The organism is Micromonospora sp. NPDC049060, assembly GCF_040649055.1.
Classification (GTDB): Bacteria; Actinomycetota; Actinomycetes; order Mycobacteriales; family Micromonosporaceae; genus Micromonospora; species Micromonospora reichwaldensis.
In genome coordinates, this window is sequence record NZ_JBEZEV010000122.1 from 1 (window position 1) to 16,572 (window position 16,572).

The 16,572-nt window shown below is 74.7% G+C and carries 12 protein-coding genes; 3 read left to right on the top strand and 9 right to left on the bottom strand.

Going from position 1 to position 16,572, the window contains the following annotated elements; translation table 11 throughout:
• Nucleotides 1–997 (top strand): hypothetical protein (locus AB0B83_RS28200; protein ID WP_357580700.1); only part of this gene is annotated, 997 nt, incomplete at its 5' end.
• Between the two features lie 86 nt (nt 998–1,083).
• Here AB0B83_RS28200 and AB0B83_RS28205 read toward each other — a convergent pair.
• From AB0B83_RS28205 to AB0B83_RS28245, 9 genes are all read right to left on the bottom strand, one after another.
• Nucleotides 1,084–2,445 (bottom strand): cytochrome P450, encoded by a 1,362-nt coding sequence (locus AB0B83_RS28205; RefSeq protein ID WP_357580701.1) that lies wholly within the window; start codon nt 2,443–2,445, stop codon nt 1,084–1,086.
• Entirely contained in the window at nt 2,442–2,936 is a 495-nt protein-coding gene (locus tag AB0B83_RS28210; RefSeq protein ID WP_225852010.1) for a flavin reductase family protein, read from the bottom strand. Before AB0B83_RS28210 ends, AB0B83_RS28205 begins: the two co-directional genes overlap by 4 nt.
• A gap of 59 nt (nt 2,937–2,995) precedes the next feature.
• Nucleotides 2,996–3,436 carry an acyl-CoA thioesterase gene (locus tag AB0B83_RS28215; protein WP_132238187.1) on the bottom strand — a complete coding sequence of 147 codons (441 nt, stop codon included), beginning with the start codon at nt 3,434–3,436 and terminating at the stop codon, nt 2,996–2,998.
• Nucleotides 3,437–3,439: 3 nt separating this feature from the next.
• Complete coding sequence (locus AB0B83_RS28220; RefSeq protein WP_357580702.1) at nt 3,440–9,259, bottom strand: type I polyketide synthase; 5,820 nt, start codon at nt 9,257–9,259, stop codon at nt 3,440–3,442.
• Nucleotides 9,260–9,332: 73 nt separating this feature from the next.
• Complete coding sequence (locus tag AB0B83_RS28225) at nt 9,333–10,295, bottom strand: DUF1702 family protein (RefSeq protein WP_151453272.1); 963 nt, start codon at nt 10,293–10,295, stop codon at nt 9,333–9,335.
• 184 nt (nt 10,296–10,479) lie between these two features.
• Nucleotides 10,480–11,475 (bottom strand): DUF1702 family protein, encoded by a 996-nt coding sequence (locus AB0B83_RS28230; RefSeq protein ID WP_357580703.1) that lies wholly within the window; start codon nt 11,473–11,475, stop codon nt 10,480–10,482.
• A gap of 135 nt (nt 11,476–11,610) precedes the next feature.
• Entirely contained in the window at nt 11,611–12,216 is a 606-nt protein-coding gene (locus tag AB0B83_RS28235; protein WP_357580704.1) for a copper resistance protein CopC, read from the bottom strand.
• On the bottom strand, nt 12,213–12,791 hold the full coding sequence (locus AB0B83_RS28240; protein ID WP_225852009.1) for a hypothetical protein: 579 nt from the start codon (nt 12,789–12,791) through the stop codon (nt 12,213–12,215). Before AB0B83_RS28240 ends, AB0B83_RS28235 begins: the two co-directional genes overlap by 4 nt.
• Before the next feature lie 113 nt (nt 12,792–12,904).
• Complete coding sequence (locus AB0B83_RS28245) at nt 12,905–13,978, bottom strand: carboxymuconolactone decarboxylase family protein (RefSeq protein ID WP_357580705.1); 1,074 nt, start codon at nt 13,976–13,978, stop codon at nt 12,905–12,907.
• A 194-nt stretch (nt 13,979–14,172) separates the two neighbouring features.
• Between AB0B83_RS28245 and AB0B83_RS28250 the strand changes: the two genes are divergently transcribed.
• Both AB0B83_RS28250 and AB0B83_RS28255 read left to right on the top strand, forming a co-directional pair.
• Entirely contained in the window at nt 14,173–15,234 is a 1,062-nt protein-coding gene (locus tag AB0B83_RS28250) for an SDR family NAD(P)-dependent oxidoreductase (RefSeq protein WP_357580706.1), read from the top strand.
• Nucleotides 15,235–15,384: 150 nt separating this feature from the next.
• The gene (locus AB0B83_RS28255) at nt 15,385–16,320 is read left to right on the top strand and encodes a hypothetical protein (RefSeq protein ID WP_357580707.1); all 936 of its coding nucleotides are present in this window, start codon (nt 15,385–15,387) and stop codon (nt 16,318–16,320) included.
• Nucleotides 16,321–16,572 lie beyond the last annotated feature (252 nt).

Below are 16,572 nucleotides of genomic sequence, written 5' to 3' on the forward strand. Positions count from 1 at the left end.
GCCCCCCCGGGCCGCGACGCCGACGGCCGACCCGACGTGGTCCCCGTCGCCCCGACCCTCACCCGACGTGTCGCGGTCGCCGTCGTCGTCGCCGTCGTCACCGGCCGCGCCGGACGGCCGGATCACCGAGCGCCAGCTGCGCGCCGCCCGACCCGACCTGCCGGCCTGGGCCGGCCGCAACTGCGCCGACACCACGCGGGTCGCCCTGCTGCCGGCCACCACGCCGGAGGTGGACCGGCCGTACCTGATCAGCGTCACGCACGGCGACGTCGACGCCGACGGCGCCACCGAGACGCTGGCCCTGGTCGGCTGCCGCATCGGCGAGGCGTCGGCGAAGCAGGTGGTCGCCTTCGACCGGGACGCCGCCGGGCGGATCGTCACGCTGGGGCGGGTGGCCCGGACGCACGAGGAGGGTGACGGCGGCTTCGAGGACGTCCGCGCCGTCGCCGTGGCCGACGGGAAGGTCCGCGTCCAGGTCGCCGACATCCAGCCCTGTTGCAGCATTCCGGCGTACTGGGCGCGCCAGCAGTGGCGGACGTACGGCTGGAACGGCGAACGGTTCGCCCAGACCGGCGGCCCGACCACCTTCGGCCGGGACTCCCGCCTCACCGACCTCGCGATCTCCGCCGGGCCGTTCGTCCTCGGACCGGCGGACGAGCATGGCCGGTTCCAGGGCACGCTGACGGTGACCGTGACCAACCGGGGGTCCCTCGACGCGGACCGCGTCGCCTTCCGGCACCTGGAGGCCTTCGGCACGCCCGCCGGCGGCGACTGGGACCGGTGTGAGCCGGCCCGCGTGCAGCCGGAGTGGCCGTCGTGCCTGACCGAGGGGGTGCCGGCCGGGGAGCGCCGGAGCTGGACCTTCCGCTTCCGCCTCGGGCCGGAGAGCCTTGAGACGGGCCTGTCGGTCTGGCTGGTCCACTACGGCGCCGACCACCGCTACTGGCCGGACCTGACCCCCGGGGACAACCACGTCGCCGTCCGGGTGGAGAGGTGATCCGGCGGGGGGGGGGGGCGCCCGCCCGGGGGCACACGCCGGGGCCCCGCGCCCGCCGTGGCGCCCGCGGGACCGCTGCGCGGGGATCAGTCGACCTTGTGCACCGTCATCGGCAGCCCGCCGCGCACCCGCAGCGACAGCATCGGCTCGGGCACCACCGGACGGCCCGGCACCCCCGCCAGGCGCACGTCGCGCAGCAGCATGGCCAGGACGAGGGTGGCCTCCATCATGCCCAGGTTGTTGCCCACGCAGAACCGTGGGCCGGCGCCGAACGGGATGTACGCGTACCGGGGGCGCTCCGTGCTGCGCGACGGGTCGAAGCGGTCCGGGTCGAACCGGTCCGGCTCGTCCCAGAACCGGGGATGCCGGTGCAGGGTGTACGGGGAGATGAGGATGTCCGCCCCCGCCGGCACGTGGTACCCGCCGATCTCGTCGGCCTGCTGGGCCTTGCGGGGCAGGAGCCAGACCGGCGGATAGAGCCGGATGGCCTCCTCCACCACCATCGCCGTGAAGCGCAGCCGGTGCAGGTCCTCGTACCCGGGCAGCCGGTCGCCCAGCACCGTCACGGCCTCCTCGCGGACCCGCTGCCGGATCTCCGGATGCCGGTCGAGCAGGTGCAGGCTCCAGCCCAGCGTGCTGGCGGTCGTCTCGTGCCCGGCCAGCAGCAGCGTGACCAGCTCGTCGCGCAGCCGCTGCCGGGCCACCCGCGGGTCCTTCTCCAGCCGGGTCGAGATGATCAGGCGGGAGAGCACGTCGTCGCGACCGTCCACGTCCCGGCCCCGGCCGGCGACGAGTTCGTCGACGACCTGCTGGAGGTGGCGGCGGGCGCGCCGGAAGCGCAACTGCCGGGGCAGCGGGATCCACGGCGGCACCGCGCTGAGCGTCTCCAGCTCGAACATCGCCTGGTCCTGCACGGCGGCGAACGACCCGCCGACGCCGTGGAAGCCGCTCAGCTCGGCGTCGAGCAGGGTCCGCCCGAGCACCCCGAGGGTGAGCGTGGTCATCTCCTCCAGCACGTCCACCGGAGGGCCGCCGGCCCGCGCCGCCAGCCGCTCGACCAGCAGCGCGGCCTCCTCGCCGATCACCCCCGCGTACTGGGCGAGCCGTCCCTTCTGGAACGCCGGCTGGATCACCTTGCGCTGCTTGCGCCACAGCTCACCCTCGCTGGTGAGCAGGCCGTCACCGAGCGCCCGGCGGGCGTGCACCAGGCCGATGCCCTTCTGGTAGTTGGCGCTGTTGTCGGACAGCACGTGCTTGGCGTGGTCGGGGTGGTTGAAGAAGTAGAGCTGCTTGGGGCCGACCGGAAGCCGGGCGGCGTCGCCGTACCGCTCCGCGGCCAGGGTCATCATGCGCAGCCGGTCCCGGCCCATCAGGACCAGCATCTGCAGGCCGGCGGAGCGGGGCGGGCCCGGCGGCGTGCGCCGGGCCGCTCCCTCGATCGTCGTCATGCCGCCTCACTCCGCTCGCGCTCGACCTGACGGAACCGTCCGGAGAGGAAGAGCAGGGCCTCCCCGTCCGACCGGCGCTCCAGGGAGAGCAGCCGGCCGAGGAAGATGGTGTGGTCACCGCCGTCGTAGGAACGCCACACCTCGCACTCGAAGTGGGCGAGGGCGCCGCTGATCAGCGGCGCTCCCGTCGTCGCGCCGGGCCGCCAGTCCACCTGGTCGAACTGCTCGCCGCCGAGCGGTCGCCGCCCGTCGGCGAAGTACCGGGCCACCTTCTCCTGATCGTCGGTCAGCACCGAGACCCCGAACTCCCGGGTCTCGGAGAGACAGGCGTGCATCACCGCGTTCCGGTCGACGCACACCAGCACCAACGGCGGGTCGAGCGACACCGAGGTGAACGAGTTGGCGGTCATCCCGTGCGGGGTGGCACCGCCGACGGTCACCACCGTGACGCCGGTCGCGAACGCGCCGTACGCCCGCCGCAGTGCCGTCACGTCGGGCGTCCCGACGGTGAGTGTTCGCTGTACGTCCACGACGTCTCCTCCTCGCGCCGTCAGGTGCGCCGCGCCGAGGTGTACGGCGCGAGCGCCGTCACCAGTGCCTCCGGCACCCTCGCCGGCGCGGTGCGGGTGTTCGGGCCGCGCATGCAGGCGATGCGCTGCCGGCCCCGGGCCACCAGCGTCTCGCCGCCGTCCCGGTCGAGCTTGACGTAGTCGAAGCTGAACTCCAGCTGGGTCTGCGCCAGCTCCACCAGGCGCATCCGGATGGACAGCTCGTCGAACGCGGTGATCTCGGCGAAGAACTCGCAGTCGACCCGGAGGGTGAACAGCTTCAGGTCGTCGCGTACGTCCGCCAGCACGTCCGGTGCCCGTTCCTTCAGGAACATCTCCCGGCAGCGCCCCTGCCAGCGCAGATAGTTGACGTAGTACACGTTGCCGACGAGGTTGGTCTCCTCGAAGCCCACCGTGTGCAGGTACTCGAAGTACTTGTCCATCGCCTAGGGCCGTCCTTCCGTGAGGATCGCGAACGCCATCGGCTGGGGCAGGTCCCGCACGGTCGTGACGAGCGTGGCGATCCGCAGGTCGCCGGAGGCGAAGACCAGCCAGCCGGCCCGCTCCGAGGGCACCGCGGCCAGCGGCGCCCGGTGCGAGAGCCCCGCCTTGCGCAGGCACTCGATCGCCGCCCACACCCGCGTGGCCGCCGCGTCCAGGGACTCCCCGCCGTCGGTGGCGCAGAGCCGGGCGAGGTCGACGTGCGCGCCGAGCAGGCCCTGCCAGACCGACTCCTCCCGGGCGCGTACCGCCTCGACGTCGCAGGCCAGCGGCCCGGTCCCGACCACGCACAGCGTCAGGTCCTCGGCGTGCGCGGCGGAGAGGGACCGCCCGTCGGCCAGCTCGGGGCGGCCGTCCGGCCGGTACGCGACCTCGACCGGCCCGCCCGTGGCCCGGCCGGCGGCCACCGCGGTCCGGGCCCGCCGCCGACGGGTCTCGTCCGGCGTGCCCTGCCCGGACGGCTCGCCGCGCCCGCCCTGCTCCGTCGAGGTCGGCTCCACCGCGACGGCGACGTCGCCGCCGACCAGGTCGCCGACCGCCCGCTCCAGGTACGAGCCGAGCAACGGCGCCACCCACGGGCCACGGCCGTCCTTCTTGCGTACCGCCCGCAGCCGCAGGCCCTCCCACCGCTCCACGACCGCACCGTCGGCGGAGCGCAGCGCGATGTCGTAGACGTAGGTGTCACCGTCGCGGCTGCGCTCCTCGGCGCAGTAGCGGAGCTCCTCCGCCCCGGTCAGGCGGGTCCCCGCCGGGTGCAGCCGCTCGATCCCGGCCGGCAGCAGCGTCGCGTCGGGAACGCAGACCTGGTTGCCGTGCATGAGGGCGTCCCGCACGCCGGGGTCGCCGAGGAGCAGGGCGTCCGGCAGGTAGTCGGCGAACCAGCGTGTCTGCGGAGCCGTGACGACGTCGGCGTCGACGTGCCGGGCGGCCGACCGGTGGTAGCGGCGCAGCCGCTGGAACCGTCCACCCTGGAACAGGATGTCGCCGTACAGGTCGGTGGCGGGCTCCAGCGGCACCGTCGGCAGCCCGGCGGGCACCTGCTCGGGCGGGCCCGCCGGCGGTCGCGTGCCGGTGAAGTGCAGCCGCGCCCGGAAGTGCGCCGCGCTGAACTCCGTCTCCGCGCTGTAGATGACCGCGTCCACGACGTCGTCGTCGACCACGAGGGTGGCGATCCGGATGGTGGTGCTGCCCTCCGGCGGCACCACGATGGGCCGCAGGAACTCGGCCCGCTCGACCACCGGTGTGTCGGTCCGTCCGGTCACCGCGGCGGCGACCTGGGCCATCGCCTCCATGCCGAACACCGCCGGGAACAGCAGGTTGCCGTCCAGCCGGTGGTGGTCCAGGTAGAGGTCGGTGACCGGCTTGAGCTCGGCCTCGGCGACCAGCTCGACGCCGTGGTAGCGCACGAGCGGGCGGTCCACGAACCGCAGCAGCGGCAGCTCCGGACTGTCCATCCGGACCGTGTCGATGCCCTCCGTACGCCCGCTGACCACCACCACCGACGGTGCGTGCGGGTCGGCGAGCAGGCGCCGGAGCATCTGCACGCCCTGGTCGGGGGTGACCGGGGTGATGCCGTCGCGGGTCAGCGCCTCGACCACGGACAGCCGCTCACCCATGCCGACGCCGGACCAGACCGACCACTCCAGGCAGAGGCTGCGGCAGTTCGGGTGGCGCCGGCCGAAGTCGACGGTCAGCTCGGCCAGCCAGTCGTTGGCCGTGGCGTAGTGCGCCTCGCCGCGCAGGCCCGCCCGGCCGATGATGCTGCCGAACGTCACCAGCAGGCGCAGCCGGTCGGCGTCGACCGCGTCGAGCACGGCGCGCAGGCCGTCGACCTTCGGCGCGAACGTGCGGCGGAACGCGTCCATGGTGAGTCCGGTCAACGCCGCCGGCTCGTTGCGGCCCGCGCCGTGCAGCACCGCCGTGACCGGTCCCAGCTCGGCGACGAGCCCGTCGACGGCCTGGCGCACCTGCTCCGGGTCGGAGACGTCGGCCCGGGCGTAGCGCACCCGTACGCCGGCGTCCGCCATCCGCTTGAGGTTCGCGGCCAGCTCGTCGTCCTGGGCGGGATCGGAGCGGCCCAGCACGGCGAGGCCGGCGCCGCTGTCGACGGCCATCGCCAGGGCGCACTCCGCGGTGATGCCCTTGCCGCCGCCGGTGACCAGCAGCAGGTCCTCGGCGCCCAGCGGCTGCCGCGTCTCGGCGGGCCGCACCGGCAGCCCGCGCAGGGTCGGCACCCGGCGCCGCCCGGCGGCGTCGTAGCGGACCTCGGCGAACCCGTCGGTGGCGGCGACCTCCGCCGTCACCCGGGCCACGGCCTCCGGCACCGGCGGGGTGTGCACGATGGTGGTGCGCAGCTGCGGCGCCTCCAGCCGTAGCGTCTTGGCCAGCCCGGCCGCGCCCGGTCCCTGCTGGACGAGGACGAAGCGGGTGCCGGGGGCGGCGGTCGCCGCCTGCGCGCCGCGCAGGGCCAGTTCGAGATCGGCCTCCGCACACGGTTCCGGTAGGCACACCAGCACGCCCGCGCCGAGGCCGGCGGTCTGCAGGGCCGCGCGCAGCGGCTCGGCGAGCGGGTGGCCGGCGGGGGCGAACAGCTGCCAGGCTCCGTCGGCCTCGGCCCGGGCGGCGACCGGGGCCGGCGCCTCGTCGAGGTCCACCGACCAGGCCCGGCACCAGTCGGCGACGCCGTGCACGATGCTCGGGCCGGCTGCGTCGGTGTCCCGACCGGTCCGGGCGAGCTGCTCCAGGGCCTCGGCGAGCTGCCCGACGGTGGCCGTCGCGAAGTTGGTGGGGGTCTGCGCGGCCGGCACGCCGAGCTGCTGGGCGGCCTGGTTGACCAGCTGGCCGACGGTGATCGAGCTGAGGTGGAGGTCGTCGAGGAGCTGGCTGCCGTCGTGCACCATCTCCAGCGGCAGCTCGGCCCGCTCGGCGGCCAGCCGGCGCAGCAGTTGCAGGCTCGACTCGCCGGCCGGCTGCTCCGGTGCCGGCGAGGCCTCGTCCACCCGGGACGGACCGGCCGTCCGGACGCCGGTGCCAGGCGGCAGGCTCACCACCGGGGCGGACTCGCAGGGGCTGGCGAAGAAGCGGAAGTTCTGGCCCACCTCGAGCGGCCGGACCAGCCGGTCGTGGAAGAGGGTGCCCTCCACGCCGCCGGCGCCGACGACGTACGCGGCCGCCGCGACCCGCAGCAGGCCCGCCAGCGACTCGTCGTCGGTGTTGAGCGCCACCGCCGGCAGGTCGGTGCTGGCCGCCGCGAGGCCGGAGAGCACCTGCCCCGGGCCCACCTCGACGAAGAGGTCGACCTCCTTGGCGGCGAGGGCCACGGCCTGGCTGAACAGCACCGGGTCGGTGATCTGGCGGTGCAGGAGGGCGGAGACGTCAGTGTCGTGGGCGAGCGGTTCGCCGGTGACGGTGGAGACGATCCGCCGGGTGACGGATCCGAACCGCTCCCCCGCCAGCGCGTCGAGGAAGGCGTCCGCGGCCGGCTCGACCAGCGGGGAGTGGAACGCGTGCGACACGGACAGCCGCATGGTCCGCAGGCCGGCGGAGCGGGCCCGCTCGCAGGCGTCCTCCACCGCGGCCTCCGAGCCGGCGATCACGGTCTGCTCCGGCCCGTTGTACGCGGCGATCACCACGGACAGGCCGGCGATCAGCCCGGCCACCCGCTCGGGCGGGGCGCCGATGTTGGCCATCGTGCCGGAGGCGCTGTGCTCCCCCATCGTCCGGCCGCGCACGCCGGCGACCCGGAGCAGGGCCTCCTCGTCGAGCACGCCGGCCCAGTGCAGGGCGGCGATCTCGCCGAGGCTGTGCCCGACGGCGACCGTCGCGTCGAGGTTGAGCAGCGACAGCGCCCGCAGGCCGGCGAGCGAGCCGGTGACGATCCGCGGCTGGGCCACCGCGGTGGCGACCATGTCGCCGCTGCTCGGCAGCGCCGCCCGCTGGTACACCTCCTCCACGTCGGCGAAGCGGCGGCGCAGCGCGCCACCCGAGGTGCCCTTGCCGGACCCCTGCCCGGGGAAGAGGAAGCCGATGCGGCCCGGGCCGCTCACGTGGCCCAGGAAGCAGCGGCCGTCGGAGGAGAACAGGCGTACCTCGCCGGCGTCGAGGGCGTCGCAGACCCGGCGCAGCTGCCGCTCGCCGTCCTCCGGCGAGGAGACCACCACGCCCGCCCGGTACGGCAGGTCGCGCAGTTCCCGGTGCAGGGTGGCGGCGAGGTCGCCCAGCTGGGCGTACGACACCGTGGGCACGAACTCGACGAGACGCTGCAACCGCTCGCGCAACTCCTGCGGGCTGCCCCCGTCGACGAGCAGCAGCTCCACGTCCTGCATCGAGGCGGCGAGGTTGCGGAAGCGGCTGTCGAGCCGGGCCGAGCGACGCGGCTGCCCGTTCTCCAGCACGATGTGGGTGTTGATGCCGCCGAAGCCCATCGCCGTGATGCCGGCGCGCACCGGCACGTCGCGCGGCCACGCCTCGGCCTTGCGCAGGGCCCGCAGCGCGGACTGCTCGGCGGTGAGGATCTCGTGCGGGTCGACGCAGCCGATGGTGGGCGGCAGCACCTCGTGGTGGACCGCCATCGCGGCCTTGATCAGGCCGGCGATGCCGGCCGCCGCCTTGGTGTGCCCGATCATGCCCTTGATCGAGCTGATCGCGGCCTGGGAGGCGTTCTCGTCGGCGGTGCGCCGGGCCAGGGACAGGGCCTGGAGTTCGGTGGCGTCACCCACCTGCGTGCCGGTGCCGTGGCCCTCGAAGAGCCCGACGGTCTCGATGCCGAACCCGGCCCGGTCGTACGCCCGGCGCAGGGCGAGCTGGTAGCCGGCGACCTCGGGCCGGGTGATGCCGCCCTTGCCGTCGGAGGAGATGCCCCAGCCCGCGATGGTGGCGTAGATGCGGTGCCCCGCCTGGCGGGCCTCGGCCTCGCGCATCAGGACCACCATGCCGCAGCCCTCGCCGGGCCAGAAGCCGTTCGAGCCGCGGTCGTAGACCCGCATCTCGCCGCGCGCCAGCGCGCCGGTCTTGGCGAAGCCGATGATCTCGAAGGGGTCGATGGAGAGGTCGACCCCGCCGGCGACCGCCACGTCGACCTCGCCGTCGGAGAGGGTCTTGCACGCGGTGGCGACGGAGAGCAGCGACGAGGAGCAGGCGCCGTCGACGGTGTAGCCGCCGCCCTTGAAGTCGAAGTGGTTGCAGATGCGCCCGGCGATGGTGTTCGACAGGCCGCCCGCGAGGGTGTCCTCGTCGACCTCCGGGAACGGGCCCTTGAAGGTCGCCTCGAAGTCGTCGAGGAACGTGGTGAGCTGGTCGTCGTCCCAGTCCTGCTCCTTGAGCGCGGCGGCGACCATGCGGCGCACGTAGGGCCAGCGCAGCCGCAGCTGGTTGGCCCGGGAGAACTCGCCGGTCAGCGTGTTGCCGACGACCACGCCGGTCCGCTCGCGGGGCAGGCCCTCCCCCATCGGGAACCCGGCGTCGGCCAGCGCCATGGCCGCCATGTCGAGGGCGAGCCAGTGGGTGAGGTCGGTCGAGCGGTAGGTGCTCCCGGCGATCTTGTAGGCGATGCGGTCGAACTCGTAGCCCTCGATGACCGCCGCGTTGCGGGCGTAGAAGCGGTCGGGCGTGGCCGGGTCCGGATCCCAGTAGTCGTCAAGACTCATCCGCACCTCGGGCAGCCGGCGGAAGGCCCGCCGCCCGGCGAGGGCGTTCTCCCACAGTTCACGGGGCGACGTGGCGTCCGGGTAGCGGCACGCCATCCCCACGACAGCGATCCTTGTCACGAGGTCTCTCCTTCGTTGCGTGCGGTGGTGGACCGCCGGGGCGCGGAACGGGCCGCGGGGTGGGGCGCCACGGTCAGCACCGCCCCTCGAACTCGGCGGCGATGGCCTGGCGCCACCGCTCGTAGGCGGGCGTGCCGCCGTCCTGCCCGCTGGGCAGGGTCACGTCGGTCACCTTCGACGCCTCGGCGGTGGACATGCCGCAGAACACCTGCGTGGCGACCTCGTTGTGCGGGACGACCAGGCCGGCGCGTACCCGGGCCCCGGCCGCGAAGGCGCTGCCCTGGGCGAGGTCCACCCGGTAGTCGCCGGCCCGGTCGCGGAACCGGTGCAGGTCCGCCTCGGTGGCTCCCCCGGCGTACGTGGCGGCGAGGCCCGCCCCGGCGTACAGGTCGGCCCGCCGGTGCGCGGGGAACGCGGCGAAGATCTCCGTCACCCGGTCCACGTCGGTGCCGCCCACGAACCAGGTGGCCCGCCCGATGCCCTGGTCGATGACCCGGTCGGCGTACTCGCGCGGGCCCTCGGCCGGCCACGGGAACCGCGGGTGGCGGTACTGCCCGTACACGTACCGGTCGGTGTGGAAGTACGCCTGGTGGAAGCCGTAGCCGTCGAGGACCAGCCACCGCAGCAGCGGGTCCGGGGCGTACAGCTGGCCCCAGCGGATCCGGGGCAGCCGGGCCATCGCCCAGCCCACGCCGACGTACGCCATGTAGACGTGCGCGTCGCCCCGGCCGGCGAGCAGGCCCGCCACGTGCCGGGGGCGGCCCGGCCGCAGCGCGTCCCGGACGGCGAAGCCCATCGCGGCGCCCTCGTACGCGAAACCACGAAAACGCGTCGGCACCGTTTCCAGGCGGCGTTCGGCCGCCTCGGTCGTCGGCGCCTCGGCGGCGTATCCGTAACCGGCGAGGAATGAGGCGCCGACGGTTTCGAGCAGCGCCTTCGATTCCTCGTTCTTCACGTGGAATCCGCGCACGTCCATTTTCGTCTCGGAGATATTTGGCGTCAGGATTCTGCGCCGCAGATCACGCAGGCTCTGCATGGCACGTTCCCCCAAAGGGTCGGTGTTTCCGTTTACCGGGGATGGACATCCAATTCGATGATGGCAAGCGCGGGAAGGATTGATTTCTTCAACCTTGCGCACTCGTCGCAACTAGGCGGAACATTCACGTGCACCGCCGGCACGCGACGGCACGGCGACCGTCCGGGGGCGACGCGGGCGGTTCTCAGCGGCCGTGGTTGACGCCGGCCGGCTCGAAGTGCGCGCGGACGTTGCGCCGCCACACCTCGTACGCGGGCAGCGGCCCGGCCGGCTCCGCGCGGACCGCCACGTCGTCGGCGAGCGCCGCGGCGGCGGCCACGGACCGACCGCCGAGCGCGTGCATCGCCGCCTCGCTGTGCGCCGGCACGTGCCCGGCGTGGCTGCGGGCCTTGGCGGCGAAGACCGCTCCCTGGGCCAGGTCCGGCGCGCACGGGCCGGCGTCGGCGCGCAGCGCGGTGAGCGCCTCGGCGTCGGCGCCGCCGGCGAAGGTGGCGGCGAGCCCCACCCCGCTCCACAGGTCGCCGTGCCGGTCGGCGGCGAAGGCCCGCACGGCCCCGGCCACGTCGGCGGTGCGGGCGCCGTGGATGAACCACAGCGCGCGGCCGAGGCCCTGGTCCGTGGCCCGGAGGAAGTAGTCCCCGTGGCCCTGCCACGGGTACGCCGCCAGCCGCTCCTGCCGGGTCACCCACCGGTCGAGGTCGAAGTAGGCGCGGTCGAACCCGTAGCCGTCCACGGCCAGCCAGGTCATCGTCGGGTGGTACGGGGAGCCGGTGAGGTCCGGCACGACGTGCCGCCAGAGGGGTCGCGGCAGGCGGGCCATCGCGAACCCGATGCCGATGTAGGCGAGGAAGAGGTGCGGCGCGCCGGGGCCCCGCAGCAGGTCCCGGGTGCGGGTGCCGCGCCGGGGCCCCATCACGTCGAGGATGGTGCAGGCCATCGTGGCGCCCTCGTAGGCGAAGCCGAGCAGTTCCCGGTCGACGAGCGCGAGCCGGCGCTCCAGCTCCCACGGGTCGCGGGTGTCGATGCCCCACTCGAATCCGCAGACGACGGACTGCGGAACCGCCTCCAGCCGGCGGGTGACCTCCGTGGCGGGGCCGGGGAAGCCCCGACGCGCGAAGGTCACCTCCGCGAGCGTCGGCGCCATCAGCAGTCGACGCATGGAGCCCAGTACCGTCGGCATGGCAGATCCCCCTGTCGTTACGACGACGCCGGCCCCGGCCGGCGGGTGACTTCATCGTCACGCCGCGTCGGCCGGGGCCGCGTCTTCTGCTGTGCGCTCATCCGCCGCCACGGGCGGGGCCGCCCGGTGGGCGGGTCACGGGCCGGTGACGGGCCCCCTTCCCCGCTGCGGACGGAGGAACATCAGCAGCAGGGCCACCGCGACGAGGCCCAGGTCGAGCAGGAGGAGCACGCCGTTGATGCCGTCGATCCGGGCGTGGTCGTGGCCGGCGTTCGCGGCCTCGTCCCCGATCGGCGCGGCGACGGGCCCGGCCGGGACGGCGCCGGGGGTAACCGTGAAGCCGGCCAGGCCGGCGACCTGCCGGCCGTCGGGCAACAGGGCCCGGTAGGCCACGCGGTAGGCGCCCGGCCCGGCGTCGCGTACCCGCACGGCCAGGCGGCCGTCGCGGACGGCCGCCTTCCCGATCGAGGCGACCGCCCCGGTCGGTCCGGTGACGGCCAGGTGCACGTTCTCGGCCGACTCGGCGCCGCCGAGCGTGAGCGTCACCTCGGCGGGCGCGACGCCGACGACCGACCCGTCGCCCGGGTTCAGCATGAACCTCCGGCTCTCGGCCGGAGTGCCGAAGGCCAGCAGCGCCACGATCGACAGCACGATGCCGACCGCGACGGCGATGGCCGCCCGCTGCACCGCCCCGACGGACGTGGACGGTGCCGGCGGACGGGTGCCGTCCACGGTGGTCATGACGGCTGGGCCGCGACCTCGGGCTGCCGGCAGCTGCACGACATCAGCTCCGCCTCCGCCGGGGAGGGCCGCAGGTGCAGGTACATCGCGATCACCATCGGCACGAAGACGACCGTGTTGTAGAACAGGTGCAGCTCGACGCGGGGGATCACGACCTGGAGCAGGCTGGTGGGCACGGGGCTGTCGAACAGGTGCCGGCCGGTCTGCGCCTGCAACAGCAGCAGCAGGTGCTCGATGTGGTGCCAGAACTGGATCGCCAGGGCGGCGGTCCACCAGCTCCGGCTGCGCCCGACGAAGCCGGGACGCAGCATCCACAGCCCGACGAGCATCACGATGGCGTAGCCGTAGTGCAGCCACTCCGAGCTGACCAGCCACGGGAAGGGCATGCCGAGCACCCCGCGGGCCTCGGGCCGCGACCAGCCCAGGCCCCAGATCTGGTACGCCTGCACCAGGTGCTCGGCCCAGTGCGCCAGCACGATCACGAGAAAGGCGTTCAGGGCCGCCCGATGGTGCGCGCCGTTGAGTGTCGCCCAACGCCCGGACGCTCCGGGCAGGGTCGCCTGGTAGCTGGTCACGTTTCCTCCTTGGAAGGGTCACGGGCGCGAGAGACACCACGCCCATCACCCAGCGTGTCGGCTCCGACACGCCGTCACGTCTTCAATGTTGCGCAGTTCAAGTCAGGAATCCGTCAGACCGGCTCGTGCGAGCCGGCGGGGGCGTACCAGGTGCCGACCCGGCGGGCCGCCGCGAAGCTGGCCCAGGCCACCGCGTCGACCAGCGCCGCGTCGCCCGGCTGGTGGCGGCGGAACTCCGTGACCACCTCCTCGTCGACCTGGTAGGAGGCGAACACGGTCAGCAGGGCCAGGCGGCCGGCGGCCCGCTCCGCCTCGGGCAGCGGCGCGATCAGCCGCTCGCACCACTGTCGACTCAGGCCGGTCTCCTCGCCCCGCCAGGCGTCGAGGCGTTCCGCGACCAGCTCCCGGACCGCCGGCGGGACCGCCCGCTCGCCGGCCGCCTCGAACGCCGCGTAGGCGCGGGCCATCGCCCCGGCCACGTGCGGGCTGCCCGCCGCCCAGGCGGCCTCCGCCGGCAGCGGCGCCGGCGGCAGCAGCTCCACCGAGCGGCCCGGCTCCCGGGCGTCGCGCAGCGTCCCCTGCAGCACCCAGCCGATGCCCCGCTTCAGGCGCCGGCGCGCCCGCGGCGACAGCCCCGGCGGGAGCAGGAAGTTGGAGAGGAACACGTTGACCACGCGGGCGATGTAGTGGAAACCCACCACCACGCCGACCAGCTCCGGGCGGTCCCGCTCCGGAAACGGCAGGACCGGCCGCGAGGTCTGCGGCTGGTGTGCCGTACGGCCCCACTCCGCCGCCACGCGGATGCGCCGGTCGGCGATCTCGGTGAGCCGGTCGGCCACGATCGCCTCCGCGTCGTGCTCCGTGGAGAGCTCGTAGAGCCCGACGCTGTGCATGTCCACGCAGTACGGGCAGATGTTCGCCACGGACACCGCGGCGGCCACCGCCTCCTTGGTCGCCCGGTCCACGTTCTCCGTCGGCAGCAGCGGCTCCCGCATCACCATCCAGTACGCCGCCAGCACCTCCGGCGACGGGGAGTGCAGCTGCGCCGGCGGCACCACCAGTTGCATCTCCTGCGCGACCTGCCGGTAGACGGCGTCCACCAGGCCCTCTGCGGACCCCTGCGGCACCGGCGTGACGTAGTTGACCTGGCGCTGGACCACCGACGAGGCCACCCGACGAGCGATCATGATCTGCCTCCTGCTCTGCGCCGCCCCGCCGGACGGTCACGACGACGGCTCCCACGACTGCGGCAATGCCAGTATTGGGAGTCCGGGGGCGCAGGCAACGCCATCGACGCCGGTTGAGCACCCTGGGAGAAGGAGGGCCCGGCGGCGCCGCCCATGATGGGCGACGACCCAGTCCCCCACCCGCGGGAGTCGCGATGCTGGTCCTGGTAACCGGTGGCACCGGATTCATCGGCTCCCACTCGACGGCGGCCGTCCTCGACGCCGGGCACCGGGTCCGGCTGCTCGTGCGCGACCAGGCCCGCGCCCGGCGCGTGCTGGCGGCGCTGGGCGCCGACGCCGGGCGCGTGGAGCTGGTCACCGGCGACGTCACCGACCCCGCCGACGTGGCCCGGGCCGCCGACGGCTGCGCCGCCGCGCTGCACGCCGCCGGCGTGTACAGCTTCGACTCGCGGGACCGGCCGCGGATGCGGGCGGTCAACCTCCGCGGCACCGAGGTGGTGCTCGGGGCGGCGCGGGCGGCGGGCCTCGACCCGATCGTGCACGTCTCCACCTTCGGCGCGCTGCTGCCGGCCACGGGGTCGCCGCTGACCGTCGACTCCCCGGTGGGCGCGCCCCGCGAGGCGTACCTGAGCAGCAAGGCCGCCGCCGAGCACCTGGCGCGCCGCCACCAGGACGACGGGGCGCCGGTGGTCATCACCTATCCGCTGGCCTCGCTCGGGCCCGACGATCCGCACCTGGGCGACCAGACGACCCGGGTACGCAACGTGCTGCGCGGGTTGATGCCGCTGTGGCCGACCGGCGGCTTCCCCGTCGGCGACGTGCGGGACGTGGCCCGGCTGCACGCGGCGGTCCTCGAACCGGGGCGCGGCCCCCGCCGCTTCCCGGCCCCCGGCCGCTACGTCACGACCCGGGAGTTCGTCGAGGCGCTGCGCCGGGTCACCGGGCGGGCCCTGCCCACCCTCCGGTTGCCGGCCCCGGCCCTGCTGCCGATGGGCCACCTGGTCAGCGCGGCGCAGCGGCTCTCGCCCGTGCACCTGCCCGCCGAGCACGGCGCCATCTACCTGTGCGCCACGGCCCGCCCGATGGACGGCACCCCCACCGAGGAGCTGCTCGGGCCGGCGAGCCGGTCACTGGACGAGACCCTGGCCGACACGGTGCGCTGGCTGCACCGGACCGGGCGGCTGAGCCGCCGGCAGGCCGGGCGCGCCGCGCTCCCGGCGACCGCCGCGCCGCGCCGCGCCACCGAACCGGCCTGACCCCCGCCCCCGACCCGGCCCCCGACCCGTCCGGACTGCGCCCCGCGCGGGCCGCCCGCCCGCGCGGACCACGCCGCCGGAACGCGCCGCGCCGCCGGGGCACCGGGGCCCGCCCGCACGTGGGCCCGGCCCCACCGTCCGTTGATCGACGTGGGTGAGGCGTCGGTCGCGGTGCCGGCGCTGGGCAAGGCGGTCGATCGGATGACGAGCGCCCTGATGTACATGGACAGCTCCTCTGGCGTGCTCGGCAACGACCTGGCGTACCTGATGGAGGTCTACGCCCGGGCGTGTCGGGCCGCTCCGCCTCGGCCGGCAGGGTTGGCGGCGTGGCTGGTGAAGCTGGTGTGTGACGGCCCGGGCTGGCCGGACGTGGTGCTGCGCGAGTGGGCTCCGGCGCTGGGGCCGAAGGGCCTTGCCGAGGTCGCGCGGTTGGTCGACGAGCGCGCCGCCGAGACCCGCACCGTCAAGGCGTTGACCCTCCAGACCCCCGGCGGCATCGCGTTTCCCCACGCCGAGCAGGCCGTCCGGATCACCCGTACCCGCATGATCGCCGGCAAGCGCACCCGGGAGACGGTCTATCTGGTGGCGTCACTGCCCGCCGCCCACGCCCAGCCTGCTGACCTGCAGCAATGGGCCCGCCTGGAATGGCACATCGAGAACCGGCTGCACTGGATCCGTGACGTTACCTTCCACGAAGACGCCCACCGGGCCCGCACCGGCAACGGACCCGCCGTCACCGCGGTCGACCTGTCCGCACCGCCGGTGCTGGACCTCCCGCCGTCCCCCACCGGCACGGCCGCCGCGCTGCACGATGCCCGGGACCAGGTCGTCGCCGGATACTGGCACGGCAGCCGGGACCTGCCCGACGGCTTCTGGGAACTCGCCACCGAAACCGACGTCCGGGCACCCGTGTCGCGGTTGGCGGAGTTCGCCGCCGCGCTGGCCGACGGCGTCACGGCGCGCGACGCGACGGAGCAGGTCTTCGCCGATCTCGTCGCCGCCGACCCGCTCCGGGCCCGGTCGTTGCTGGTGACCACGGAACTGCTGACCCACCAGTTGATCGCCGCCAGGCTGCCCACGGTCTGACGGGCCGGGCGCCGGGCCCGGTGCGGCGGTCACCCGGCAACCTGGCGGCGTTCGTGTGCTCCTCGCCCACGCCGGTGGGCGGGCCGGCGACAATGCTCCGCCAGCCGTCCGCACGCCCACCACATCGGCCTGTTGCCGTGGTGTGCCGGCCCCGGGCAGGCGGACCGGGTCGCCGAGAGCCTGGGCGGGCACTTCACCCCGGGGGCGTCCACCCTGCACCGGCGGGAGCTGGCGCTGACCAGCCCGGAGGTC

What these genes read in the sequence shown, in the direction of transcription:
- AB0B83_RS28250 (WP_357580706.1), top strand. Translation starts at nt 14,173, where the DNA reads ATGCTGGTCCTGGTAACCGGTGGCACCGGATTCATCGGCTCCCACTCG.
- AB0B83_RS28245 (WP_357580705.1), bottom strand. Translation starts at nt 13,978, where the DNA reads ATGATCGCTCGTCGGGTGGCCTCGTCGGTGGTCCAGCGCCAGGTCAAC.
- AB0B83_RS28230 (WP_357580703.1), bottom strand. Translation starts at nt 11,475, where the DNA reads ATGCCGACGGTACTGGGCTCCATGCGTCGACTGCTGATGGCGCCGACG.
- AB0B83_RS28225 (WP_151453272.1), bottom strand. Translation starts at nt 10,295, where the DNA reads ATGCAGAGCCTGCGTGATCTGCGGCGCAGAATCCTGACGCCAAATATC.
- AB0B83_RS28235 (WP_357580704.1), bottom strand. Translation starts at nt 12,216, where the DNA reads ATGACCACCGTGGACGGCACCCGTCCGCCGGCACCGTCCACGTCCGTC.
- AB0B83_RS28205 (WP_357580701.1), bottom strand. Translation starts at nt 2,445, where the DNA reads ATGACGACGATCGAGGGAGCGGCCCGGCGCACGCCGCCGGGCCCGCCC.
- AB0B83_RS28215 (WP_132238187.1), bottom strand. Translation starts at nt 3,436, where the DNA reads ATGGACAAGTACTTCGAGTACCTGCACACGGTGGGCTTCGAGGAGACC.